This is a genomic window from Flectobacillus sp. BAB-3569 (assembly GCF_002270355.1).
Lineage (GTDB): Bacteria > Bacteroidota > Bacteroidia > Cytophagales > Spirosomataceae > Flectobacillus > Flectobacillus roseus.
Map to the genome: position 1 here is coordinate 110955 of NZ_NJFZ01000042.1, position 26440 is coordinate 137394.

The window sequence follows — 26440 nt, forward strand, 5'->3', positions numbered from 1 at the left end:
CAAACTATTCAGAGAACAAACTTACTGAATAGATTCTAATCCACGATGTTCATCCATATACAGTTCACATCATTGCGTCTACAGCTGAATGGAAATTCGAGAAATTGCCCGCAAATTTGAATCATCAATCGCAAGTGAGAGTGATGTTATTCAAAATGTAGTAAATAAAAATTTTCCTCTGATAAACTCTCGAATTAACTCTATCAATCATGAATAAGATATTAACAATTATGTTAGTGCTTCTCTCAATATCGGGATTTGCACAAATGCCTTCGGGTGGTGCTGGCAAAATGCCAGAATGGAAAGCGTATGGCAAAATCGTAGATGAGCAAGGCAAGCCCGTAGAATTTGCTTCAGTCGTAGTACTTAAAAGCGTTGTTGACAAGGATACTAAGAAGGAAAAAGATGTTTTGGTAAAAGCCATGCAAACCGAATTGAACGGAGACTTTAGTTTTTCTGGTTTGCCCATGATGGCTAAATTAAAACTTAAAATCAGTTCGGTAGGCTATAAAACTTTGGAAATGCCTTTGGCAGTATCTATGCCTAAAATGGAAGGTGGCGCACCAAAGCCAGGTCAACAACCTGACCCTGCCATGATGGCAAAAATGATGGCTGCGATGGACAAAGATTTGGGCAACATCAAGTTAGCCTCAGAGTCCACTCTTCTCGATGGTGTAACAGTCAATGGTTCTAAGCCATTATTGGAAATGGATATTGACAAAAAAGCTTTAACGTTTCTAAAAACTTAGTTACTTCGGGTGGTACTGCGGTAGACATCATGCGTAATATTCCTTCATTGCAAGTAGATATTGATGGTAATGTAAAATTAAGAAATGCCTCACCTGTACTGTTTATCGATGGTCGCCCGACAACATTGAACCTAGACCAAATCCCTGCGGATGCTATCGAAAAAGTTGAGGTAATCACCAACCCTTCAGCTAAATACGATGCTTCTGGAAGTACAGCAGGTATCCTAAATTTGGTCTTGAAGAAAAACAAAAAGAGTGGATATAATGGCATGGTAAACTTGGGTGCCGACCGTTTTGGTGGCTCTAATATTATGGGAAACCTTAGTGTACGTCAAAATAAAGTAAACGTAACAATGATGTTTATGAATATGCGTATGCGTAACAACGTTACAGGTAATAGCGACCGCTCAAGCACCATTGGTGGTACACAATCGAGTATCGCGCAGGACATCAATAGCAAAACAAAAGGCAACATGACTTTTGGTCGCTTAGGTATGGACTACTATGTATCGAACCGTGCGACACTTTCGGTGGCTGGTTTCTTCGGACAAGGTAAATTTGACCCAACTGAAGACTTGAAAATCACGACAAAAATCAACGGCGTAACAAGTTCTAGCAATAGACTTTCGAATACTGAAAGAGCATTTAAACCAAGAGGTTTGCAATTAGGTTTCAAACAAAACTTCAAAACAGAAGGCGAAGAACTTTCTGCTGATTTGAACTACTTTGGTGGCGACAACTCTTCCAATGCGGTTTACTCTACCAATTATTATAATGCTCAAAATGTCATTACAGGAAATCAAATCCAGAAAAATATTGGTGAAGGGAATAACAAAGTTTTGACAGTTCAGACAGATTATGTAAAACCATTGAAAGGAAAAATCACTTTAGAAACAGGTGCAAAAATCCAAATCAATTACAATAAAAACTTGAATAACAACACCTTAAAGGCTGTAGGATCTGATATTTACAAAGATATTACTTCTGCTTCTGTAAATTATGAAGGTGAAAATTATGTGTATGCTGCTTACGTTTCATTTGCAGGAAAGTTACCAAAATTGTTTTCTTACAAAGTTGGTTTACGTGGTGAAAGCTCAAAATATAATGGATCTCTTTTAGCCAACAATCAAAAGTTTAGTAACGAATATCCAATCAGCTTGTTTCCTTCGATATTCTTAACAAGAGAATTGTCTAAAGCAGATCAATTGCAATTGAGCGTAACAAGAAGAGTAAATAGACCCAACTTTTTCCAGCAAATCCCTTATGTAGATTTTAGCGATAGCTTGAACATTACAAGAGGAAATCCAGACTTAGTACCAGAGTTTACGACCTCAAGCGAAATTTCATATAGTCACTCAAAAGGTAATTCCACTTTCTTGGCATCAGGTTATTACAAATACACGAATAACCTCATTACAAGATATTTGAGTCAAGAAATCAACCCGATTAGTGGCAAAACTGACTTGATTAATACCTATATCAATGCCAATTCGAGTGTAACGTATGGTACAGAGTTTACATACACAACAAAATTGAAAGCATTTTGGGATTTAACGGCGAACTTGAACTTTTATAACTCAAAAATCAATACCCAAAACATCGAAAACGCACAAGCTACAGATGCTCTTTGGACAGTGTTTGGTAAAATCAACAACAACTTTACCTTACCGCAAAAATGGGTAATCCAGTTATCTGGCGATTATCAAGGCAAAACCAATATGCCTATCACGCAAAATCAAGGTTTTGGACCTCCAATGAGTCAGGCGCAAAGTTCATCACAAGGATATATCAAGCCTTTTTATGGAGTTGATATTGCGATCAAAAAGAGTTTCTTGAAAAACGATATTGCTTCTGCGACACTTTCGGTAAACGATATTTTCAGAACAAGAGGAAACACACAGGTATCGTACGGTGAAGGATTTACACAAACTTACTATCGTTTGAATAACCCACAATTGGTGAGATTGAACCTCTCTATTCGTTTCGGACAGATGGATATGAGCATATTTAAGAGAAGTTCTAAAAATGCCTCATCGATGGAAGGTATGCAAATGCAGTAGTTTTTTGGATAATAAATCATAGAAATAGTGACAAGGTGTATTATGTGATATTGTAATGCACTGGTTAAACCACCGCACATCTTGGGCGGTGGTTTTTTGTTTGGCTTTGGGCAGTAGTGTCGGCTACAGTCTAAAATATCGTTCAGTTTTCAGGGCAACCTATTTTAGGCAAGGACAAAGGACAATTCATCACTCAAAACTCCGCTCTACTAATTGATTCCTTGCTCGCTAAGGATATTCTTTAGAAGTGGCTCTAAATCTTCCTTTTTGGTTTGTGAGCTAATATGCTTCGTAAGATTGTCATAAATAGATTGATCGCCGATTTGGTCTATTTGGTAGGTTAATACTTTAATCAGTCTCAAATATTTTCTTCTTTGATACCATACAAAACCAATAATCAGCAATGCTGCCAAAGTAATGCCTCCAATAATCATGGAAGCTTGACGTTGCACAAAAGGTATATCTTTATGAACAATCTTATCAATCCTACTTGTAAGTGTGTCTATGGTCGGTTGAAGTGTATTGTTAACCAACTGCTGAGTACGCATGGAAGTTTTTTCACTTAAAATATTGCCAATAATAGAATCCAATTTTGCTTTCGACGCTGGACTATTCATTGAATCCAAGGCATTTTGTAACATATTGGTCAAAAGCCTTTGCGAATTTTTATCAAGTGTTCGCATGATTTTGGCAACCAATTCATCCGTGAATTTCAAATCGCCTTTGAGTCTTCCAATTTGCCAATGTAGATTATCCCCCAGCTTTGTCAATTGAATATTTGTTGTATCTCCCGCAATGGCAATCGCGTGAATGAGTTTTTTAATATCAGGATTTAAGGTATCGGCAAATCCCTTTAAACTCGACGCAGCGTGTGGAAGGGCTTTGGTAGCACCTAGCACTAAGTTTTCACCTACTTTTGACGATAAATTACTCAAGGCAGGTTCGGCTTTGTTGAGGGGTTTGGTCAAATCAATTTTGTCAACCTCATTTTTGAGAACATTACAGGAGGTAAAAAGAATAGACAAAATTATGGCTAAAACAGACTGCTTTAGCAAAGAAAGTGGTAGTAGGTGTTTCATGAGAGATTAAAATGTGTGTTATGATAGATTTTCTGCAAAATAGGCATTTCAACCTTCATAAAACATGATAATCTATTATTCGGTCAAAAACAAAAGAGGGATGATTGTCTGGTACAATCATCCCTCTGGTATATTATATTCTGCTTAAAGCAATTTTATTGTTCTTCTAACACTACTGCTTTAGTTTTTCTAACATCCAATTTTTTACGATTGATTGTCAACAGTAATGCTGGTAATAAAATCAAGTTGGTACACATCGCAATCAAAAGTGTAATAGATACCATCACACCCATAGCAGCAGTTCCGCCAAAACTTGATGCAGCAAATATAGAGAATCCACAGAACAAAATTACGGCTGTGTAAATCATACTCAAACCTGTACCAAAAATGGTGTTAGTGATAGATTCGCGTACACTATTGCCTTTTTCTTCCAATTCTTGACGATAACGCGTCAAGAAATAAACTGTTCCATCTGAGGCAATACCGAAAGTAATACTAAAGATTAGAATCGTAGAAGGCTTAAAGTGAATATCGAAAAAGCCCATAATTCCCGCTGTCAATGCCAATGGAATCAAACAAGGTAATTTTGATAAAATAATGATAGGAATCGAGCGGAAAAGCACCATACCCACCAAAGCAATCAACACAATGGCAATCAACAAACTTTCGTACAAGTTGCCCAACAAGTAGTCATTGCTTTTCAAAAACACCAAGCTATGTCCTGTCAAGCTTACTTTATATTGGTCTTTCGGAAAAATCTCATCCACTTGTGGCTGGATTTCTTTCATCAATTCTTTGATACGTACCGAACCAACATCAGCCATTTGGTAACTGATACGGGTGATACTTTTATCATCGTTCAAGAACGGTTTGATTTGTTTTGAGGCTGATGAAGAATCAGTTTGTAGATATTCTGAGAGTTTTGACAACTCAAAAACACTAGGCATAATAAAGTATCGTCCTTCACCACCTTTGTAAGATTGGTATAAGAAACGAACTGCCTCAACAATCGATAATGGTTTTGAAAACTCCTTGTATTGCTTTAAACGATTTTGTAAAGATTTTATCTTGTACAAGGTTTCAGCTTGGTTATCAAATACCCCATTCTTATGCTTAGTATCTACCATGATTTCGAAAGGCAAAACACCATTGAAGTTTTCTTCGAAAAAGCGTAAATCGGCATAAATAGGATCTTTTTTAGGAAGGTCATCTACAACATATCCGATTACATTGATTTTGGTAACACCATAAGCAGATACCAACACAACTACCAAGGCTGTCAAATAAATCGCTGGACGGTGGTTATGAACTGTATGATCAATCCATGACAAGAACTTCTTAGCCCATTTTCCGTCCAAATGCTTCAAATGCTTCACTTGAGGCAATCCCATGTAGTACACCGAAATTGGAACTAAAACCAAACAAAGCACGTAAGTAACCATTACATTCAGGGCAGACACAACGCCAAATTCGACCAACAAACTACTATTTGTAAAATAAAACACCCCAAATCCAATCGCTGTTGTCATATTGGCAAGGAAGGTCGATAAACCAATCCCTGTAATCATATTATGAATCGCAAGCTGCTTATCGCCATGAGCCGACAATTCTGCTTGGTAGCGATTAATCAAGAAAATACAGTTTGGTACACCAATCACAATCAATAATGGCGGAATCAAACCTGTTAACATCGTAATCTTATAACCCATCATTACGAGTGTTCCTACCGAAAATACCACACCAATCAATACCACCAAAATTGATACTAGGGTGAATCGAATAGAGCGGAAGAAAAACCATAAAATAGCCGCAGTCACTAGTACGGCCAATCCCATAAACAGCTCCATTTCGTGCGATACCTTTTGCATCGTAGCAGTACGAATAAAAGGCATACCTGAAAGATGAAGCGTAGTATGGTGTTTTTCCTCAAACTGATGTGCTAAATCTCTGATTTCTTGAACAATTGAAATACGTTTCTTTGAGTTCAAAGCTTTCTCATTGAAAGTAATCGCCATCAAGGTGGTATTGGTTTTTGTATTAATCACCATACCGTCATAGAACTTCAAATTGGCAATTTTTTCCTTAATTGAATCAACCTCAGCCTGAGACTTTGGTTTTTGAGTCAACAAAGGTTTTACCTCAAAACGCTTGGTTGTTTCATTGACTTTCAAGTCAATCAAATTTGTTAGAGAGATTACATTTTTAATTCCCTCATGCTTTTTAATCGCCTGTGAAAGGTCGTACCAATCATTAAAATTCTCTAATTTATATAAGTCAGGCGACTGGTATCCAATCACCATAAGGCTACCATCTTCGCCAAATAATTTTCTGAAACGTTGATATTCTTGTTCGATTGGGTCGTTTGCTGGAAGAATACGGGCAAATTCATAAGATAATTGGATTCGGCTAGCCTGATACCCCATGTAAATGGTTGATACGATAATTAATCCAATCCAAAATAATCTATTTCGGATGATTAGTTCTGCGATTTTATTCCACATATAGTGTAATGTTAAATGATGATTGAGCCTTTTTTAAAATCACTGTTTGTATGCGATACTTCAAAAAGGCGGCGTTCAGTGATTTGGCTTATTCCTAACTGTAAAAATAAATTGTATGTCTGAAGAGTTCAGTTGTATTACCCAAAATTCATGGAGCATTGATGTCGATATAATATTGGGTTAATAACTGATAGGGAATGAGAAGAAATATATTACTTAACGCAAATGAAGGATAAAATCTTATGAGTGCGTGTTGGCAATGAAACTTCAGACCAAAGCCTAGTTTGTCAAAGTCGTGTAAGATTTTCACAAAGCTTTCAAAACATTTCGAAAAACTCAACGCTATGTCGTCAAAATAGCTATCGGTTTGTTCTAGCGAAATGTTTGCCGCTAGTTTACTTTCAATCTGATATTGTAACACAATCTTACCCGTAATGCCATAACTCATCATTATTATAGCGAGCATCATAGCAAAGGCGGGCAATATGTTACTTTTAAAATATATCATGATTTACTACAAAATTAGTGTAGATGTCGGTTTTGCCCAAAAAAATAGGACTTTTCCCTATTTTTCATTTTATATTTACAAAAAAAATACAAAAAATTAAATTTTATATTTTTAAAAAAACAAAAAAGACAGCCCATCACGAGCTGTCTTCTCTTATATATTTTGTATTTTTCTTATTTCTTTACCGAAAACTTATAAACCGTAGTTGTTTCATATGTTTCTCCTGGTTTCAATACAGTGCTTGGGAATTTTGCTTGGTTTGGAGAGTCAGGATAATGTTGCGTCTCTAAACACAAACCAAAACGGTGCTTGTACACTTTGCCACCTTTTCCTGTAATAGTACCATCCAAGAAGTTACCTGTATAAAACTGAATCGCTGGTTCGGTTGTGAATACTTCCAACACACGTCCGCTTGTTGGCTCATACACCGAAGCGGCCAATTTCAAGTTCTTCGTCGAGTCAGTTAATACCCAGCAGTGGTCATAGCCTAATCCAAATTTAATTTGCTCATCCTTCGCATCATTGATTCTTGCGCCGATTTTGAATGGCTTAGTGAAATCAAATGGAGTTCCAGCTACTGGTTTCAATTCACCCGTAGGAATCAACGTTGCATCTACTGGTAAGAATTTGTCAGCATTCAATGTTACTTCGTGGTCTAAGATATCGCTATCAAAACCACCTTTCAAGTTGAAATAAGCATGGTTTGTCAAGTTTACTACCGTTGCTTTGTCAGTAGTCGCTTTGTAGTCGATTTTCAAAGAATTATCTTTTTGCAAAGTATAAACCACCTCTACCGACAAGTTGCCTGGATATCCTTCTTCGCCATCTTTTGCGGTGTATGTCAATTTCAATGATGGTTCTTCACCTTCGATTGGCGTAGCTTTCCAAAGTACTTTATCAAATCCTTTCAAACCGCCATGCAAAGCATTTGGTCCGTTATTTTTAGCTAGAGAGTAAGCTTTTCCATCTAAAGTAAATTGTCCTTTGGCGATACGGTTGCCATAGCGACCAATCAAAGCGCCGAAATATGGAACACCTTTCTGATAACCCGAAAGTGAATCGCAACCAAGCGTGATATCATCAAATTTTCCATTTTTATCTGGAGCTGTCCAAGAAACGATTGTACCACCAAAATCAGAAATTTGAACGGTAGTTCCTGCGGCATTGTGCAAGGTGTAAAGCGTAGCTTGTGTGCTATCAGAAACTTTTCCGAAAGCCGATTGTTCGATTTTCAAGCTATCAGAAGTTCCTTGAGTAGATTCAGATTTTTTACTTTCGCAAGCCCACAACAAACTGGCTGTCAATAAACTTGCTACGAGGAGATTGTTTTTTTCATAGTTTTTTTACTGTAAAATGGAAAAATTTGGGTTATCAAGAATTATATCGGATGTCGGATTTTTGATTTCGAATTGATAAAAATTCTCATATCTTGAAATCAAAAATCCTATCCAAAATTGTCTATTTTTTAGTAATAATTCAAAACGCCGCACTCTTCTTTCTTCACGCAATTAGTTCCACTTTCCTGCCATATCTTTCATAAACTTCTCAAGACCACTATCAGTCAAAGGATGTTTAAGTAATGCCAAGATAGCACTTAATGGACCAGTCATCACATCTGCACCAATTTCAGCACATTGAAGAATATGCACAGGGTGACGAATAGATGCCGCTAGAATTTCTGTTTCGAAACCATAATTATCATATATCGTGCGAATTTGCTCGATTAATTTAGTTCCATCAAAAGAAATATCATCTAAACGTCCCACAAATGGCGAAACATAAGTAGCACCAGCTTTTGCGGCTAACAAAGCTTGTCCCGCTGAAAACACTAAAGTACAGTTTGTCTTGATGCCCTTATCAGAAAAATAGCGAATCGCACGGATACCATCTTTAATCATGGGTACTTTTACCACGATTTTTTCATCCAATGCCGCAAGGATTTCACCTTCAGCAATCATGCCTTCATAATCTGTTGAAATTACCTCAGCACTTACGTCGCCATCTACAATCGCACAAATGGCTTTGTAATGAGCAATAATATTGTCTTTACCACTGATACCTTCTTTGGCCATCAATGATGGATTGGTTGTTACACCATCCAAAACACCTAAGTTTTGTGCTTCTTGAATTTCCTGCAAATTGGCAGTGTCAATAAAAAATTTCATGTCAAATAAGTTTTAAAGTTGAAAACAGATTAAGGGTTGTGTAATCGGGTAGGCAAAACAATACGCTTGCAAACCCTTCGAATTCTTCCGCTTTGTGCGTCGTCGTAACAATGACAGCCTTCATTCCAGCATTGAGCGCCGTGCGTGCTCCTGTGGGCGAATCCTCAAATACCAAACACTGCTCATAAGGCACGTCCAATTGGTCGGCTACCTTAAAAAACACTGTCGGGTCGGGTTTACCTAAAGTCACATCACGATCGCAAACAATCGACTTGAAATAATGACGAATGTTCAAATTGTCTAACACAAAATCTACATTTTCGGCACGTGCAGCTGTACCAATTCCCATCGGAATACCAGCTTCATGAGCCGTTTGTAGTAATTGTGCTAATCCATCCACCAATCTGAGTTCAGGCAAAAACACCTCACGGTAAATCGCCTCTTTCTCAAATGAAATTTTATCACGCTCTTCAAAAGAGTATTGTTCTCCGAAAATACGCTGTAAAATTTCATCATTTTTGCCATGACATGTAGCGATAACTTCTTCCAAAGTCATTACTTTTCCCAGTTCGGCGAGTTTCTTTTGCCATGCACGGTGATGAACCATCATGTTGTCCACCATAGTTCCGTCCATATCAAAAATTAGAGCATTTTGCATCACCAATGATTTTTATTGTTTTAATAAAAACTCCAACTCTGCCTTACTTGCCTTAAATACCGTACCATGACGAGTACCCTTCGGAAAATGAACTTCTTCAGAAATATCTACCCAATTTTTTAGGTCTTTCGATTTCAAAGCTCCCATTTTGTGGCGTGTATATTGGTCGAAATATACAACCCAATCTTCACCAATTTTAGTTACCGTAGGCCCTTCAATCCAATCTAATTTTGAGATTGGCTCGGATGCAGGCGAAAAACCACTGTTCAAATGTTTGCTCAAAGCAAGCTTCAAATTCTTTTTTACAGGGTTTTTGGTCTCATCTTTCATAATCATAGCATATTTTTTCTTGGAAACTTGAAAAATTGATACGTCAATTACGTTGAAACCAGGGTCGTAAAACAAGCGAGTAGGGGTAAAGGTTTTGAAATCCTTCGTTGTAGTCGAATACATACGGTGGTTGTATTTGCCATCGCCTTTGCCACCTTCAGTACTAGGAAATCTATCAGGAATCGTAGTAGCCCAATAAATCAAATATTCTTTGGTTTTGGCATCATAATTAATCTCTGGAGCCCAGCAGTTGAGCGCCGTTGGCTCATGTGACATCACAGGGATAAATTGTTGTTCTGACCAATGCACCAAATCTTTCGAACGTGCATAGCCAATACCAAGATCATTCCAAGAAACTGTCCATACCATGTGAAAGTAACCATCTGGACCTTTCAAAATACAAGGATCACGCATGAGCTTGTCTTTGCTAACAGTTGGACGTAAAAATGAACTATCTTTTTTCAAAGCAGTCCAATTGTAACCATCATAACTATAAGCCAAATGCAAACCATCCTGACCATTATCTCTAAAAGAAGAAAACAAATAGACATCTTTTTGTGCCATAGATGTTGTTCCAAGTCCAAGAAGTAATCCAAGAAGGAGTCCTAAAAAAATCGAATTTTCATATCAATAACTGAAATATTGGGTGGGGATAAGTTTTGAGTGATTTATTGAATTAGTGGTTTAGTGATTTTTTGAAATTTGTATCCATGGTTAGGAGTACTCACCATGGATACAAATTCATTTTCAAATTATAAAATCGATAATCCTACCAGAAAATTGTGTAAATCAATACAACAACGGCAGTAATTAATAGTGCGCCAAAACGGAACGCTTTATCTGACTTAAACCAGCTGCTATCCACAACAAAAGCTTTTGGATGGTCTTTCCCTTTTGATTCAATTAAACTGATAACAACAGTTACCAGCGCACAAATCCAGAATACAACACCCATACGGTTAAGGAAAGGCATATCTGGTGCTTGCACTTTCAAGAATGCCGACATTGGAATACTCAAAATAGTCGCTGCTAAGGCACCGTTGGCAGTAGCTTTTTTCCAGAAGAAACCTAACAAGAAAATTGCCAAGATACCTGGAGAAATAAATCCTGTGTATTCTTGAATGTATTGGAAACCTTGACCTAAGTTTTTCAACAATGGACTAATAGCCAATGCAATCACAAAAGAAACGACAATAGATACACGACCCAACCATACCATTTGCTTTTCGTTGAGGTCTGGTGCAAAGAATTTCTTATGAATATCCAAAACGTAAATCGTTGAGATACTGTTGGCTTTTCCTGCCAATGATGCTACAATCGCTGCGGTTAGTGCTGCAAACGCCATACCTTTCAAACCTGTAGGAAGGATGTTCAATAAAACTGGATAAGCGTTATCTGGTTTTACAATACCGCCTTCTCTAATTCCTTCGACAATTGCCATATCTGCATTTTCTTGGAATAGTACATACGCTGCCAAGCCCGGCAATACCACGATAATCGGCATTAGCATTTTGAGGAATGAAGCAAACAACAAACCCGAACGAGCCGTTTTCAAATCTGCACCCAAAGCACGTTGCGTGATATATTGATTACAACCAAAATAATTCAGGTTTACAATCCATTGACCTCCAACAATAAACATCAACAAGCCAGGCAATTGATTATAAGCATCAATCATACCGCCTTGACCGTCATGCACTTGATATTGTCCTTTAGCAAAAATCATGTGTAAATGGCTATCAGCTTTATCCTTAATCAAACTCAATCCTTCAAAAATACCTGCGCCCGAGCCCACTTTTGCAGAAAGTAAATCTAAGGCTAAGTAAGTCGTTGCCAAACCACCTACAACCAAACAAACCACCTGAATTACGTCGGTATAACCAATTACTTTCATACCACCAAGGGTAATAAAAATCGCAAAAATGGTCAAGAAAGTTGCACAAGCCATAAAACTAAAGCCTGTCATTGTTTCAAGACTCAATGCACCCAAGTAAATGATGGATGTTAAGTTTACCAAAATGTACAAAAACAACCAAAACACCGCCATAATCGTACTGATACGATTGTCGTAACGACTTGCCAAAAATTGCGGCATCGTGTAAATATTATTTCGGATATACATCGGTAAAAAGAATACCGCAATCAAAATCAGCGAGAAAGCCCCCACCAATTCGTACACCGAAATAGCAATACCTAATTGAAAAGCCTGTCCACTCATGCCTATAAACTGCTCGGCGGAGATATTTGAGGCAATAATTGACGAACCAATAGCCCACCATGTAAGTGAACCTTCCGCCAAGAAAAAGTCTTTTGAGTCAGCAGTTTGCTTACCCTTATTTTTGTAAACCCAATAACCGTAGCTCGCCACGATTACGAAGTAAACAAAGAAAATAATGTAGTCGAGAGATTCTAATCCGAGCTTCATAGATTAATAGAAGGAGATAAAAGATGGTGAGGCGTCACCAAAGGATTTCAGGTTTAATTTGAAAATTTCATTGCTGTACTGAATTGAGAATGAAAAATTAGTACATAGACACCTTCGTAATCTTCTCAATTCAGCACGCTTCATTATTTTATAGTGTTTGACTTGCAGGTTGTCCTGCTATTGGTTTCTATTTTTCAAAAACCAATAGCAGTAATATGGGTACTTTTAGAGAAATGCTTTCGAATTTTTAGTTTTCAAAACTCCGAAATCTAAACTTTTTCACTTCGCCTAGCAACCTTGACCGTAGTAAGCATTTTTGCCATGTTTACGTTCGTAATGTTTCAAACGCAAAGTGTCCTTGATGCGAGGAGTGTTAGGGTTAATCTGTAATGTCAAATAAGCCATACGTGCGACTTCTTCGAGAACAGCTGCGCTATAAACTGACTTTTCAGCGGTTTTTCCCCAAGTAAAAGGACCATGATTTTGTAAAAGAACCATTTCCATTTCTTTGTAAGAAAGACCTTTATCAGCAAAACAGTTGAAGATTTGATTACCAGTTTCAAATTCATAATCACCTTCAATCATTTCGTCAGTCAACACAGGAGCACATGGAATATCTTGGTGAGTATGATCCGCATGCGTAGTTCCGAAGATAGGAATGTCCAAACCAGCTTGTGACCAAGCCACAGCATAGGTACTATGTGTATGTGTAATTCCACCGATACCTTCCCAATTTTTATATAACTGAGCATGTGTTTTGGTATCTGAAGAAGGACGCATTTTGCCATCTACTACTTTGGCATCATAGTCCATAATAACGATATCCTCAAGTTTCAAAAACTCATAAGGCACACCACTTGGTTTGATAGCAAACACCGCTTGCGAACGGTCAACAGCACTTACATTACCAAAAGTAAAAAGCACCAAACCCAGTTTAGGAAGCTGCATGTTTGCTTCATAACATTCCTCACGTAGAGATTGATAAGTCATGATTGTAATTAATTTTAGGTAAAAGACTCGCCAGAGGTTTCTAGCGAGTTTTTACAATTGTATAGTAAAAGCTTTATTATTTCAGCTCCAATACTACTACCGAAGTAGCAGGTAATTTTACTTTAAGCGTACCACCAGAAATACTTGCCCCTGTGAAAGTTGTTGGTTTTACTTTTTCAGGATTGTCAAAAGTATTGTGGTCTTGAACTTTAGCCGATGTCAATACACGCCCTGTAACAGCTTTGGCTGTGATTCCTTTCAAATTGATTGAAATTTCTTGCCCTTTGTTAATGTCAATGTTCGTCAATGATATATGTACTACACCTGCTTGGTCTTTTGAAGCCGAAACCGAAACTGCTGGTAATTTTTCAGTGCCAAACACATAGTCATTCGACTTTATTTCAACTGGAATATTAGTTGCATCTTGGTGTACATTGTACATTTCCATGACGTGGTAAGTTGGAGTCAAAATCATTTTTTCCTCCTTCGTTAACACTACCGCCTGCAATACGTTTACGATTTGAGCCAAGTTTGCCATTCTTACACGCTCAGAATGTTTGTGGAAAATATTCAATGTAGCACCCGCTAACACCGCATCACGCATCGTATTCTGTTGGTACAAAAACCCTGGATTTGTTCCTTGCTCTACTTCGTACCAGCCACCCCATTCGTCAACTACCAATGCCACTTTCTTTTTAGGGTCATACTTATCCATAATAGCGGTATGCTTTTGGATTAGCTCATCCATAAACAAAGCCTGTTGCATCGTTTTGAAATAATGTTCTTCAGTAAAATTGGCTGCTGGACCTTTTTTGTCCCAGTTAATCACCGAGTAATGGTGTAATGCAATACCCTCCAACATGTGATGAGGAATATCACGCATCAAAACCTCTGTCCAATTATAATCCTTCGAGTTAGCACCAGAAGCAATTCTGAACAACTTCGAACCGTTATCCCAATCCGTCATAAAAGTGGCGTATTGACGATAAATGTTGGCATAGTATTCTGCCTTCATGTTACCACCGCAACCCCAAGCTTCGTTTCCGACACCCCAGTATTTTACTCCCCAAGCTTTATCTTGACCATTTTCTTTACGCAAATTTGCCATTGGACTCACGCCATTATGGTTTACATATTGAACCCAGTCAGACAATTCTTTTACAGTACCACTACCCACGTTTCCAGCCAAATAGGGTTCTGTACCTAATTCTTTACACAAATTCAAAAAATCATGTGTCCCAAAGCTATTATCCTCTGTCACACCGCCCCACCAAGCATTCACTATCGATGGACGTTGTTTTTTAGGACCAATACCATCTTTCCAGTGATAAGTATCTGCAAAACATCCCCCTGGCCAACGAAGATTAGGAATCTTCATTTTTTTCAAGGCCTCAATGACATCCTTACGAGCACCGTTGATGTTAGGAATTTTTGTATTGTTTTCACCTACATACAAACCTCCATAAATACAAGCCCCCAAATGTTCAGCAAAGTGACCATATATCTGGCGGTTGATTTGTGTTTTGGCTTGCGAGGCATCAAGCGTTACTTCATTTTGAGCAAATCCTTGTAATGACATAGCTGCAAGCGCTAATGTCGAAATCCATTTTTTCATAGTTTAGTTAATTAATTTAGGAGGATAGTTTGTTTGCAGTCGACAAAGTAGTGAGTCTGTTTGATTCTAAAACAAAACCCTACATTATCAGTTCTTTGGTATTTGGGCGAATAATGCGTATAACACCATTCGCCCAAAACTGCTTATTTGTATGCTACTTCATTCCAACGCAATTCATTTTTAAGATTGCGTAACTGAGTATCTTTATTAATTACTACCAACTCAACACCAAACATATCCGCTAAATCCTCGATATATTCAGTTGTAAGGTTTTGGCTAAATACGGTGTGGTGAGCGCCACCTGCCAAAATCCAAGCAGCACATCCTGTTGCCATATCTGGTTGTGGTTTCCACAATACGCGCGCTACAGGTAATTTTGGTAATTCTTCTGTTACATCTACGCCATCTACTTCGTTTACTAAGATTCTGAAACGGTTACCCATATCGATCAAAGAAACGTTCAAGGCTGCACCAGCACCACCATTGAATACCAAACGTACTGGATCTTCTTTACCGCCAATTCCTAATGGATGTACTTCACATTTTACAGCACCTTTCGCAATACTTGGACAGATTTCTAACATGTGTGCACCCAATACCATTGGATTAGCTGGATCGAAATGATAAGTATAATCTTCCATGAAAGAGTTACCACCTTCTAAACCACTCGCCATAAACTTCATCACACGAACCATAGCAGAGGTTTTCCAGTCACCTTCGCCACCGTAACCATAGCCAGCAGCCATCATACGTTGTGAACCGATACCCGGCAATTGCTTCATACCATACAAATCTTCGAAGGTATTGGTATAAGCACCAAAGCCACCATCTTCCAAGAATGCTTTCAAACCAAGTTCGATGCGAGCAGCTTCAAACAAAGAGGCACGCATAGCACCACCTGCTTTCAATGAATCCATTACTTGGTAAGTATCTTCGTATTCTTTTACCAATTGATTGATTTCAGCATCAGAGAATTGGTTGATTACCTTTACTAAATCACCAACACCATGTGTATTTACAGCAAAACCAAAAGTCATTTCAGCACCTACTTTATCGCCATCGGTTACTGCTACCTGACGCATGTTGTCACCGAAACGAACTACTTTCAAACGTTGCATTTCAAAACGACCTGCCGCTACACGTGCCCAAATATTGATTTTTTGTAACACATCTTCTTGCTGCCAGTGACCAACCACTACTTTACGGCTCAAACGCATACGAGACATAATGAAACCAAACTCACGGTCACCATGTGCCGATTGGTTGAGGTTCATAAAGTCCATGTCGATGCTCGACCAAGGAATATCACGGTTGAACTGTGTATGCAAGTGCAACAATGGTTTTTTCAAAATATTCAAACCACGAATCCACATTTTTGCAGGAGAAAAAGTGTGCATCCATGCGACAATACCAATACAGTTAGGAGCAAAGTTTGCTTCTTGACAGATATTATAAATCTCATCTGGTGTTTTCACCACTGGCTTGAAAATCACATTTACAGGGATAATCGAAGATGCTTGGAACGAGTCCGCAATGATTTTCGAATGTTCATCTACCTGACGAAGTGTTTCTTCACCGTATAAATGTTGGCTACCTGTTACGAACCACACTTCTAATGGCAAACCGCCAAATGTTTTTAAATTACTCATTGTTCTGATTGTCTTGATGTTTTAATTTTTTGGAACTAGATTTGGCAATCGGCTATCGGCAGTCGGCTATCGGGAAAAACTGAAAGCTGACTGCTGAATGCCGACTGCTATTTATATATTCTCCTCGATATACTGTCCGATGCCTAGGTATCTTTGATAAAGTGCTTCGTAGATAGGCACAACTTCTGGACGAGGTTCGTAAGTTGCATCAAATGCTGAAGCCATATTTTTCTGTGCTGAAGCCATATCTGGATATACACCAGCTGCGACTGATGCACAAATTGCAGCACCCAAAGCACAAGCTTGGTCTGAACTCGCTACTTTAATCGGCATATTCAATACATCTGCCAAAGTTTGCATAACAAATGGTGATTTTTTGGCTACTCCACCAATGGCAATTACTTGCTTAATAGGTACACCTTCTTGTTGGAAACGGTCAGAAATAGCTCTTGCACCAAAAGCCGTTGCCTCTACTAATGATTTGAAAATCTTCACAGCATCACTACCTAAATTCAAACCAATAATACCTCCTTTGAGTGTATGCTTAGCGTCAGGAGTACGACGACCATTCATCCAGTCAACAGACACAATATCGGTAGCTTTGACAGGTAATTCTGAGGCCTTTTCTGAGAGATAAGGAATCAACTCAGCACTAAGTTTGTCGGCAGCTTCCTGACCCAATAAATCACGCACAGGTCCAACAATCACTTTTTGGAACCAAGCATACAAATCACCAAAAGCCGATTGCCCTGCTTCCATTCCTAACATACCCGGAATAATAGAACCATCTACCTGACCACAAATACCACGAATCAACAAATGTCCAATTTCCTCGTTTGGCGCTACCAACATATCGCAAGTAGACGTTCCGATAACTTTACACAAAGAATAAGGCTGAATATCTGCCCCAACTGCCCCCATGTGACAATCAAAAGCGCCTACACCAATTATTGCTTTATCAGAAATACCAAGTTTATCAGCCCATTCTTTTGAGATGATACCCATACTATTGTCTGAAGTATAAGTCTCGCTAAAAAGTCTATCTCTTAATCCGCCCAAAAGTGGATCTAATTTTGTCAAAAATTCTTCAGAAGGAAGTCCTTCAAATTCTTGGTGCCAAAGCGCTTTATGTCCTGCGGCACAACGGCTTCTTTTCATCGCAATTGGGTCGGTATTGCCTGTTAGTACAGCCGAAATCCAGTCACAGTGTTCTACCCAAGAATAGGCCTTTTCACGAATGGTTTCATCTACGCGTAGGGTACGAAGGATTTTTGCCCAAAACCATTCTGATGAATAAATTCCTCCAACATATTTTGTAAAATCGGTATCCCAATGATGTGCTAAATGATTGATTTCTTCAGCTTCGGCATTTGCAGTATGATCTTTCCAAAGAATAAACATCCCATTCGGATTTTCAGCAAACTCAGGTAACAAAGCCAAAGGTGTACCGTTTTGGTCAACGGCCACAGGAGTAGAACCTGTAGTATCTACCGAAATACCTACAATATTTTGTTTTACCTCATCGCTCAAACCTTCTAATGCACCAGCTATCGAATTTTGTAAACCCTCCAAATAATCCAAAGGGTGTTGTCTAAACTGCGATAAAGCTGGATCGCAATACAAACCTTGCTTCCAACGTGCATAATAGTGAACGGCTGTACCTACTTCTTCGCCTGTTGCGGTATTTACTACCAATGCTCTTACCGAGTCTGTTCCGTAATCAACTCCGATTACATATTGATTTTTCATTCGTTGAATATATGTTTAAAGCCGAGCTGAAATCAGCCAAATGCGTTAAATTGACACAATTTTATATTTCAAAAAAGCGAATAAGTACTTTTTCTTATAAACCTTCTGTTATTTCCCTAAGCACAAGTTATTTATAAAATACTCATGACCTATTCAGGTTTATATGGATTCACTTATTCGCTCTTGGTACTTTCGGATTTTAGACTTTAAAATCAGATACAAAATAATGAAAAGCATTAAACTGTCTCTGATATTTCTCTTGGTCTAGTTTATACAAAATCGCCTTCTTGGTCGCCGAGTTTTCGTTTTTTTCACCTGTATCTATCAACAATTTAGTCGATAGAATTTTGCGGCTAAAATTACGACGGTCCAGAGGTGTATCATAAATCGCTTCATAGAGTTTTTGCAATTGAGGAATCGTAAATTTCTCAGGCAATAACTCAAATCCAATAGGATGCAATGCCGCACGATACCGCAATCTTTCGAGTGCCAAATCAACCATATTACTATGGTCAAAAATCAAATCTGGACGGTCTTTCAGACTAATCCAAAAAGCATTTTGTGCCTTGGCTGCATCCTGACTATGTGCGTGGATATTAATCAAAGCAAAAAAACAAACCGAAACTGTTCGCTCCACGGGGTCACGATTGATTTCGCCAAAAGTTTTAATTTCTTCGAAATATATATCTTTCAAACCTGTCAAGTCATACAAAATACGGTTGGCCGCCACCTCCAAATCCTCATCCTCATTCAAGAAACCACCCATCAATGACCACTTGCCACGCTCAGGTTCAAAATCACGTTTGATTAATAATAACTTCAACTCTTCTCCATCAAACCCAAACACAATACAGTCTAGAGCCAAAAGGATTCGAGTACTATGATTATATCTTGCTAGCATTCTTTGTTATAGTTTTTATAAAGCTTTGGGCTTTGTCATAAATAGCCTGATTACTCTCAGAAAATGGTTATTCGTTTAACTTAAAGTAAAAATATGATGCTTATAAAGATACTTTTTACTTTAAAAATTCGAAATAACTTATTTTCACTTAAAAAAGGACTAAAAATGAGGAAATTATTTCAAATTTATTCCTTTCTATCGAAGTGAAAGGGAATCAGCGATTCCCCCACTATATACTATTTATGAAATACAAATCGCTATGATTATTCAAAACGTGTTATTATGACACAATTTTAAATCAAATATTTGATTAATACAAAAAATAATAAGAAAAATTTATAAGATTATTAAAATTACCTACGATAAACCTCTGTATACAAATGACTTGTGTACTCCCACAAGTAAAAAAAAGCGCCTTGGTTTTTCAAACTTAACTGCCTCTACTCATTCCCACGTGAGGAGAGGCCAAGCATTTTTAAATTTCAAATTAATCAAAGCAAACTTTGACTTTCCTTCATCTGAAGCGTCGTAGAAATGTACAGAGGTAATAAGTTTTTTTCCGTCACGTAACAAACCCACATGTCCAGGCCCCAGTTTAGTACCCTGACTACGAAGCAAAACCGTGCCACCACCTTCAGTAAGTTTGCGACCCGATTGGTCAACAAATGGCCCTAGAGGACTTTCTGAACGACCCACCACGATATAATAAGTACTATTCAAGCCTTTACAACATAAGCCATTATTTACAAAAAGATAGAAATACCTTCCTTCACGAATCAAACAAGAAGCTTCCCAATCTGATTCGCGGCCACCAGCCAATGGGGTAATAGATGCCCCCACTTTTACTTTACCAGTTAAGGTATCTAGCTCTACGCCAGCAATACCCGCATGAAAAGACCCATAGGTCATATACACTCGACCGTCTAAATCTTTCAAAATGCTAGGATCAATGGCATTAAAATCTTTTTTGTCTAGTGATTTTACGACCACACCTTGGTCATCCCATCCGTAATTGGGACTGTCTGGATTGAGGCTCGATGAGGTTACCAATCCAATAGCAGAAGTCGGTGAGCCGAAGGTTGAACATGAGTAATATACATGATATTTTCCATTCATAAAAATCACATCAGGTGCCCAAAAATGCCCTTTAAAGCCTCGTACAGTGCTATCTATCCAAGCAGGATGTTCTCCCTTTTTAAATATGGGAGGCGTTTTAGTTTCCCAATGTTTCAAATCTTTTGAAAATGCTGGCGTGATTCCCCAACCTGTTGAAAAGTACCAAAACTTGTCACCATCCTTTATAATAGTACTTGGGTCGTGAGAATAAGGATGCGAAGTTTGAGCAAAAGCGATTTCATATTGGCACCACATCAGCAATGCCATACAACCAATATAAATAGATTTCATTTTTGAGAAATTGAAAAAAGAAGGGGAAAATCATAACAATTTTCCCCGCAAACTAAAGCAGATTTTAAAAGATAGATTAAAGCGTTTTTATCCTTACTACATAAAATGAATACGGTGCCAGTTCGAGACTTACTTTTTTAGTCTTGGCATTCACCACAATTTTCTTTTCAGTAGGACTTACTTTTAGCGCCTCTTCAAACGTATTTACTGCATTTGGATCACTTTGCATCATGATCAACTTAGCATTTGGATCCAATTTTTTCACACCATCCAATTGTATTTCACGCACTTGTGCTTGATTGTTATTGTTCGCAATTTTCAAGATAATCTCATTACTTGCCTTATCCCAACTAGCCGACGCATACAAACTATCTTGTCCAATCAATGGTTGATTATTTTGAGTCATTGATAAAACGTGAGTGCCTTTATTTAAAGAATACAGTTGCTGAACATAATAACTTGGTGTACCAAAAGATTGTAGGTTATCAACCCAAATCAAATCAGGATTCCACTGCCAACCATCCACGTGTGCAAATAACGGGGCATAAGACGCCATTTGAACCACAGCCGCATTACGTTCCAAACCAGTCATAAATGCCGCTTCTGAGAGCGCAGCTCTCCATGTGTTACGATTGCTGGAAGGAGCACCATTATTAGTATGAGATGCATACTCACCTGCAAAAACCTTCGAACCATTGCGGTCATAACTATCATAACGACCTGCATTTTTCAAGAACCATTCTGGTGCACGGTAGTAATGCTCGTCGATAAAGTCGGCATTCATAGCACGCAATTCTTTATTCAAATAGTCAAAACGGTCGCCGTTAGGGTCGGTACCAGAGCTATTTATCAATTTAAAATTAGGATACTTTGCTTTGATAGCTTTGGTAAAAATCTTCAATCGCTCAATGTACTGTGGTCCCCAGTTTTCATTACCGACACCCATCATTTTCAGATTAAAAGGCGCTGGATGCCCCATTTGAGCACGCACTTTTCCCCAAGTCGTATTGATATCACCATTGGCAAATTCAATCAAATCTAAAGCATCTTGCACATACGGTTCGAGTTGATCCAAAGGCACGACTTCCGCAGAGTTGAACTGACAAGCCATACCGCAGTTAAGGATTGGAAGTGCTTCAGAACCAATATCTTCTGCCAATTGTAAATATTCGAAAAATCCTAAACCGAATGTTTGGAAGTAATCTGGGGCTGCACGGTGCGCAAATTCGATATTCCAACGGTTCATAATTAATTGGCGCTCCTCGATTGGTCCAATCGTTTTTTCCATTGATAACGGTTATTCAAATCAAAGCCTTCGACAATACAACCTCCAGGAAAACGAATAAAGCCAGGTTTTAAATCGGCCAACTTCTGAATCATATCGGCACGCATCCCTCCAGGGCGTCCTTTCCAGGTATCTTCTGGAAAAAGCGAAATCATATCTAAGTCAATTTGACCATTTCCTTCAAACCAAATACGGAATTTTCCCTTTGCCTCAGTTGCTGTAGATTTAAAACTAACGGCTTGCTTATGCCATTGTCCATCGGTTTGGGAAGGACTAAGGGTGCCTTCTCCAATTACTTGTCCTTTGGCATCTAATAACTCTAAATGAAGCTTGACAGGACTTCCAGACTGACGATACATCACAGAAAAATCATATCTCAATCCATTTTTGATACCCATTCCGCGGAAGCCCTCATTGGTTAGACCAAGGTCACCTTTTTGTGCATTTTCAACCTTGATTGTTACAAAACGAGGGTTTGCTGTATTTTTGTCTGCACGATTCTGAATCAAAACCTCTCCTTCATGAAAAGTTTTGCGCTCAATTTTCCAACCCATCAATGGTTTTTGGAATTCGAATGAGCGATTTTTTACCAATTCGGCATAAATACCACCATCGGCACCGAGATTGATATCTTCAAAAAATATCCCCCACATAGTAGGTTGAATTTCAGAAACTGGTTGGGCAACATTCACCTTTATCGGACTTGGTGCTTGTGCTTGTGCCAACAAAGTGGTAGCCATAAATAAGCTAACGGTCTTTATTATACGGTTCATACAAATAGATAAATGGGATAAGTTAATGTTTCGAATGTATATTGTTTTTATAGAATACTATGTAAAAATTATTGGTTAAGCTTAAGGCCTAGAGCGGGTAAAATCTATTTAATCAATTGCAGATGTAAAATATTGATAATTAAAATTTACATTCACAACTCACAATTCAGCACTAATACTTATAGGGTAATATTTTAGTCTTTGATTATTTTCTGCTACCACCAAATAAGACTTCTGAGCACCACGAATGAGTTGAAACGCCTTTACATCACCTCTTAAGTATATACCCTGATAACCAATAGGTTGGGGTAAAAATCTCTTCTGCTTTGTACCCAACAAAACCAATCCGTAACTAGCATCAATTCTCCCCGTGGTTATTTCGGTTTGAAATTCATTTCCTGCCAAAATCAAATCTAGCATTCCATCAGTATTGACATCAGTAGCTTCGATAGCGTTAATAGGAGCCATTTGAGCCTCAATTGGCAAGTCGTGCGTTACAAATTTCCCAGCTTGATTTTCAAGCCAAACACTTTGCCCATAATCACAGCTCAAATCTATTAGTGATTCTTTGCCGATGTGTTCTATCAGCTCGCTCATCGTCGTTTCAGAAAAATCAAGGTGCAATAGGAATTTCTTTTTTATCGTGGGCGTTTGTTCCGCAAATTGATTGCGGTCCAAATCGGGATACAATTCAAAATTTCCTGTTTTGTTTTTCAAAAAGTAGGCAGGAAGCAGCTCATTCGTGCCGTTATTATCAATATCCTTCGCAAAAAGATGATAAGGTCTTGTTTCAGAAATATGATATTTTTGATTGAGTCCCCAATTTCCTAACACCAAATCTTGGTCTCCATCGGCATCTAAATCCTTTGCGATTATACTTCGCCACATACCTCTCCTATGAGTCAACTCGCTAGTTTGAGTATCTAAACTTAATTTCCCATGTTGATTTTTGAAAAATTGAACGGAAGTCCATTCTCCTACGATTACTAAATCCATCTGATTATCGTGATTGTAATCTGTCCAAACTGCCCCTGTAATCATTCCAGCATACAGAAGGTCTGGTGCTAATTGAGCGGTTTGTTCTTTAAAAAAGCCATTTTGGTTAATCAATAAATAACTCTGAGGAAGTTGAGGAAAATGTTCGGCATCAAGTCGACCACCTACAAAAATATCTTGGTCGCCATCATGGTCTACGTCTGCAACTGCTAAGGTAGTACAAAAAGTTTGAAGCTGTGCAGGGATTGCCATTAAATTCTGCTGAAAATTGCCTTTCCCATCATTTAAAAATAATTGTACCGAACTGTGATAGCCTCTTGGGTACTCGGTACTTCCACCTGCCAGAAGCAAATCCAAATCGCCATCGTTATCGGTATCTACCAAAACTGAAGCCAAATCTTCTTGCAATTTTGAGGTTTGTTTGAATACTTGTGATTTAAAGTTTCCAGACTTCAGTTGAATGTAAAAACATCCATTTTGACGAGAAGCTCCTCCTACAAAAAAGTCTTCGAGCCCATCTCCATTGACATCACCCTTGGCTAGGCACGGTCCCAATTGTGAATATTTTTGAGGTTGTAATCGACGATTGTAATAGTCAAAAAATGGTGTTTCTTGATGAATAAAATCAAGTCCAATACCTTTATCTTCAAAGAACTTTGTATGAATATCTACTAACTCATTAGCATCACTTTCTTTCAAAAGTAAGCTCGTATCTACTTTTACTCGAAAAAGTTTTTGTACTTTTTGACTTGGCCAAGTTACTATTAATGAATCAATTAGACTAGATTCTCCTAACCCAACATGTAAACGATTTTCGACAGAGGAAGCATATCCACGAACGGGCTGTTGTTCGAGCATCTGCACTTTACCTTCAGTATAAAATTCAACCTTTGTACCAAAACCATCTAGATTTCCTTCATTTCCTTTTAAGGTAATCGTTAAAAAGTGAGCCTTATTAGTATCATCATTTAGGGTATTTTGATAGAGAAAAGCCTTTTGATTAGTATTATTAATCACCAAATCTAAATCACCATCATTGTCGAAATCGGCATAGGCAGCGCCATGCGAAATAGAAGGATTTTCTAGTCCAACCTCTTGTGTGATATCTTCAAATTGAAGGTTTTGAGTATTTTGAAAGAAAAAATTATTCAACTTAACAGGTCCAAACTCATCCAATTTTTTTCGTAAATCATGAATACTTTTTGTATCAAAAGTATTTAAACTATTGCTTCCGCCGCCAAACTGATAACTGCTTTGTTGAGCTTCTTTAGTAAAATTCAGAAAATCATTGTTTGTCAAATCCTTAGCCAAACCATTAGTGATATGTAAATCTTTCCAGCCATCATTATCAAAATCAGCACACAGCACGCTCCAACTCCAATCCGTTTCGGCTACTCCTGCCAAATTACCTATCTCACTAAAAATAGGTATTTGTTGTTGGTTCACAAGTTGATTTCCTCGATGAAGCTGTAACATATTCCGTGAAAACTCAGGTTGATATCCTAGTTTTCGTTGCATATCGTACTTCTCAGGACTAAATCCCAATGCCATCATCTTTTTGCGCTCATTGGTTGGCGGGAGCATATCCAAAACCATGATATCAGGTGACAAATCATTATTCAAATCTGCGGCATCAACTCCCATACTATTATAACTTTGATGCTGGGTAGCTTGAGCTATTACATTTTTGAAAGTTCCATTTTGTTGATTTAACCACAGTTTATCATTGCTGAGATAATCATTGGCCACATAAATATCAGGATAGGTATCCTGATTAAAATCGGCAACGGTTACTCCCAAGCCATAACCATCCTCCAAAATACCTGTCTGCTGAGATACATTCTGAAAAACAGGATGTCCTAATTTCTTATCAAAACCAATATTTTGATAAAGGTGGTCAGCGGCAGGCGATAATCCTGAGGAGTCAGGCACCACAAGTTTATTTGGTTGAGGATTAAACAACTGGTGGTTCAATACATATACATCCAAATCGCCATCTTTATCATAATCTAAAAAACAAGCTTGTGTCGAAAAACCTTCATCAGCCAGTCCATAGGCTTGGGCTTCTTCCTTGAAAGTCAGGTTTTTCTGATTTATTAATAAAATATTCTTCCGATTCTGAGGATTTTTATGGTGTGAAACGCAAATATAAATATCCTGCCACCCGTCTTGATTAATGTCTACGATGCTCACACCTGTACACCAAGACAACTCTGGAATGTTAGCTTTCGTAGTGATGTCCTCAAATTGCATTGTTCCTTTATTCAAATACAAGCGAGGACGTACCTGACTACCCACAAAAATTACATCTTGCAAACCGTCATTATCGAAGTCGCCAACTCCCACGCCAGAGCCAATGTACATATATTCATTCGTGTAAAAATTCACCGAATCAGACTCTGTCAGCGTATTACTAAAATCAATATGTGACTGACTACTAGAAATAGAAACAAAATGTAAAGGACTTTTAGTCTTCTTTTGACATGAAGTAAATCCACCCAAAAAGATGAAAAACAGAAAGATATATCTTTTTGAAGTCGTCAAAAAAAATGTCTCATAAGCATTTGTCTATTATTTTAATGGGAAGGCAACGTTTCAGA

The 26440-nt window shown here is 38.1% G+C and carries 18 protein-coding genes and 1 pseudogene; 2 read left to right on the forward strand and 17 right to left on the reverse strand.

What is annotated here, in order from left to right; translation table 11 throughout:
• Positions 1-209 precede the first annotated feature (209 nt).
• Together BWI92_RS27870 and BWI92_RS25500 are read left to right on the forward strand one after the other, a co-directional pair.
• The gene (locus BWI92_RS27870; RefSeq protein WP_217903489.1) at positions 210-749 is read left to right on the forward strand and encodes a carboxypeptidase regulatory-like domain-containing protein; all 540 of its coding nucleotides are present in this window, start codon (positions 210-212) and stop codon (positions 747-749) included.
• A 29-nt stretch (positions 750-778) separates the two neighbouring features.
• Positions 779-2809, forward strand: a complete 2031-nt coding sequence (locus tag BWI92_RS25500; RefSeq protein WP_217903490.1) for an outer membrane beta-barrel family protein — start codon at positions 779-781, stop codon at positions 2807-2809.
• A gap of 209 nt (positions 2810-3018) precedes the next feature.
• Here the strand turns inward: BWI92_RS25500 and BWI92_RS25505 are convergent, their stop codons facing one another.
• The 17 genes and pseudogenes from BWI92_RS25505 to BWI92_RS25580 all read right to left on the reverse strand — a co-directional run bounded on the left by BWI92_RS25505 (position 3019) and on the right by BWI92_RS25580 (position 26204).
• Entirely contained in the window at positions 3019-3888 is an 870-nt protein-coding gene (locus BWI92_RS25505) for a hypothetical protein (protein ID WP_095168287.1), read from the reverse strand.
• Positions 3889-4043: 155 nt separating this feature from the next.
• The gene (locus BWI92_RS25510) at positions 4044-6389 is read right to left on the reverse strand and encodes an RND family transporter (protein ID WP_095168289.1); all 2346 of its coding nucleotides are present in this window, start codon (positions 6387-6389) and stop codon (positions 4044-4046) included.
• A gap of 148 nt (positions 6390-6537) precedes the next feature.
• The gene (locus BWI92_RS25515) at positions 6538-6897 is read right to left on the reverse strand and encodes a hypothetical protein (protein ID WP_095168292.1); all 360 of its coding nucleotides are present in this window, start codon (positions 6895-6897) and stop codon (positions 6538-6540) included.
• A gap of 173 nt (positions 6898-7070) precedes the next feature.
• Positions 7071-8186 carry an aldose epimerase family protein gene (locus BWI92_RS25520; RefSeq protein ID WP_229363563.1) on the reverse strand — a complete coding sequence of 372 codons (1116 nt, stop codon included), beginning with the start codon at positions 8184-8186 and terminating at the stop codon, positions 7071-7073.
• Between the two features lie 219 nt (positions 8187-8405).
• Positions 8406-9062: a fructose-6-phosphate aldolase gene (gene fsa, locus BWI92_RS25525; protein ID WP_095168294.1), complete on the reverse strand. Its 657-nt coding sequence runs from the start codon at positions 9060-9062 to the stop codon at positions 8406-8408.
• A gap of 1 nt (position 9063) precedes the next feature.
• Positions 9064-9720, reverse strand: a complete 657-nt coding sequence (locus tag BWI92_RS25530; protein ID WP_095168297.1) for an HAD family phosphatase — start codon at positions 9718-9720, stop codon at positions 9064-9066.
• A gap of 12 nt (positions 9721-9732) precedes the next feature.
• Positions 9733-10614 (reverse strand): glycoside hydrolase family 43 protein, encoded by an 882-nt coding sequence (locus BWI92_RS25535; RefSeq protein ID WP_095168299.1) that lies wholly within the window; start codon positions 10612-10614, stop codon positions 9733-9735.
• A 205-nt stretch (positions 10615-10819) separates the two neighbouring features.
• A complete protein-coding gene (locus BWI92_RS25540; protein ID WP_095168301.1) occupies positions 10820-12475 on the reverse strand; it encodes a sodium/sugar symporter in 1656 nt (551 codons plus the stop codon).
• A 288-nt stretch (positions 12476-12763) separates the two neighbouring features.
• Complete coding sequence (locus tag BWI92_RS25545; protein ID WP_095168303.1) at positions 12764-13465, reverse strand: L-ribulose-5-phosphate 4-epimerase; 702 nt, start codon at positions 13463-13465, stop codon at positions 12764-12766.
• A gap of 76 nt (positions 13466-13541) precedes the next feature.
• Complete coding sequence (locus BWI92_RS25550; RefSeq protein ID WP_095168306.1) at positions 13542-15080, reverse strand: alpha-N-arabinofuranosidase; 1539 nt, start codon at positions 15078-15080, stop codon at positions 13542-13544.
• A 143-nt stretch (positions 15081-15223) separates the two neighbouring features.
• Complete coding sequence (gene araA / locus BWI92_RS25555) at positions 15224-16729, reverse strand: L-arabinose isomerase (RefSeq protein ID WP_095168309.1); 1506 nt, start codon at positions 16727-16729, stop codon at positions 15224-15226.
• Positions 16730-16840: 111 nt separating this feature from the next.
• Positions 16841-18478, reverse strand: coding sequence for a ribulokinase (locus BWI92_RS25560; RefSeq protein WP_095168312.1), 1638 nt, complete (start codon positions 18476-18478; stop codon positions 16841-16843).
• A gap of 199 nt (positions 18479-18677) precedes the next feature.
• On the reverse strand, positions 18678-19379 hold the full coding sequence (locus tag BWI92_RS25565; protein WP_095168314.1) for an NrtR DNA-binding winged helix domain-containing protein: 702 nt from the start codon (positions 19377-19379) through the stop codon (positions 18678-18680).
• A gap of 444 nt (positions 19380-19823) precedes the next feature.
• Positions 19824-20786, reverse strand: coding sequence for an arabinan endo-1,5-alpha-L-arabinosidase (locus BWI92_RS25570; protein WP_095168316.1), 963 nt, complete (start codon positions 20784-20786; stop codon positions 19824-19826).
• Positions 20787-20862: 76 nt separating this feature from the next.
• The gene (locus BWI92_RS28940; protein ID WP_409024764.1) at positions 20863-21519 is read right to left on the reverse strand and encodes an alpha-L-arabinofuranosidase C-terminal domain-containing protein; all 657 of its coding nucleotides are present in this window, start codon (positions 21517-21519) and stop codon (positions 20863-20865) included.
• Positions 21511-22844: pseudogene (locus BWI92_RS28945) on the reverse strand (alpha-L-arabinofuranosidase); the annotation flags it as partial. The pseudogene BWI92_RS28945 and the gene BWI92_RS28940, both read right to left, overlap by 9 nt.
• A gap of 159 nt (positions 22845-23003) precedes the next feature.
• Positions 23004-26204 (reverse strand): VCBS repeat-containing protein, encoded by a 3201-nt coding sequence (locus BWI92_RS25580; RefSeq protein WP_176464542.1) that lies wholly within the window; start codon positions 26202-26204, stop codon positions 23004-23006.
• Positions 26205-26440 lie beyond the last annotated feature (236 nt).

Bases quoted from the DNA above. Each gene is read 5' to 3' on its own strand.
- BWI92_RS27870 (WP_217903489.1), top strand. From the start codon at position 210: ATGAATAAGATATTAACAATTATGTTAGTGCTTCTCTCAATATCGGGA.
- BWI92_RS25500 (WP_217903490.1), top strand. From the start codon at position 779: ATGCGTAATATTCCTTCATTGCAAGTAGATATTGATGGTAATGTAAAA.
- BWI92_RS25505 (WP_095168287.1), bottom strand. From the start codon at position 3,888: ATGAAACACCTACTACCACTTTCTTTGCTAAAGCAGTCTGTTTTAGCC.
- BWI92_RS25510 (WP_095168289.1), bottom strand. From the start codon at position 6,389: ATGTGGAATAAAATCGCAGAACTAATCATCCGAAATAGATTATTTTGG.
- BWI92_RS25515 (WP_095168292.1), bottom strand. From the start codon at position 6,897: ATGATATATTTTAAAAGTAACATATTGCCCGCCTTTGCTATGATGCTC.
- fsa (WP_095168294.1), bottom strand. From the start codon at position 9,062: ATGAAATTTTTTATTGACACTGCCAATTTGCAGGAAATTCAAGAAGCA.
- BWI92_RS25530 (WP_095168297.1), bottom strand. From the start codon at position 9,720: ATGCAAAATGCTCTAATTTTTGATATGGACGGAACTATGGTGGACAAC.
- BWI92_RS25535 (WP_095168299.1), bottom strand. From the start codon at position 10,614: ATGGCACAAAAAGATGTCTATTTGTTTTCTTCTTTTAGAGATAATGGT.
- BWI92_RS25540 (WP_095168301.1), bottom strand. From the start codon at position 12,475: ATGAAGCTCGGATTAGAATCTCTCGACTACATTATTTTCTTTGTTTAC.
- BWI92_RS25545 (WP_095168303.1), bottom strand. From the start codon at position 13,465: ATGACTTATCAATCTCTACGTGAGGAATGTTATGAAGCAAACATGCAG.
- BWI92_RS25550 (WP_095168306.1), bottom strand. From the start codon at position 15,080: ATGAAAAAATGGATTTCGACATTAGCGCTTGCAGCTATGTCATTACAA.
- araA (WP_095168309.1), bottom strand. From the start codon at position 16,729: ATGAGTAATTTAAAAACATTTGGCGGTTTGCCATTAGAAGTGTGGTTC.
- BWI92_RS25560 (WP_095168312.1), bottom strand. From the start codon at position 18,478: ATGAAAAATCAATATGTAATCGGAGTTGATTACGGAACAGACTCGGTA.
- BWI92_RS25565 (WP_095168314.1), bottom strand. From the start codon at position 19,379: ATGCTAGCAAGATATAATCATAGTACTCGAATCCTTTTGGCTCTAGAC.
- BWI92_RS25570 (WP_095168316.1), bottom strand. From the start codon at position 20,786: ATGAAATCTATTTATATTGGTTGTATGGCATTGCTGATGTGGTGCCAA.
- BWI92_RS25580 (WP_176464542.1), bottom strand. From the start codon at position 26,204: ATGTACATTGGCTCTGGCGTGGGAGTTGGCGACTTCGATAATGACGGT.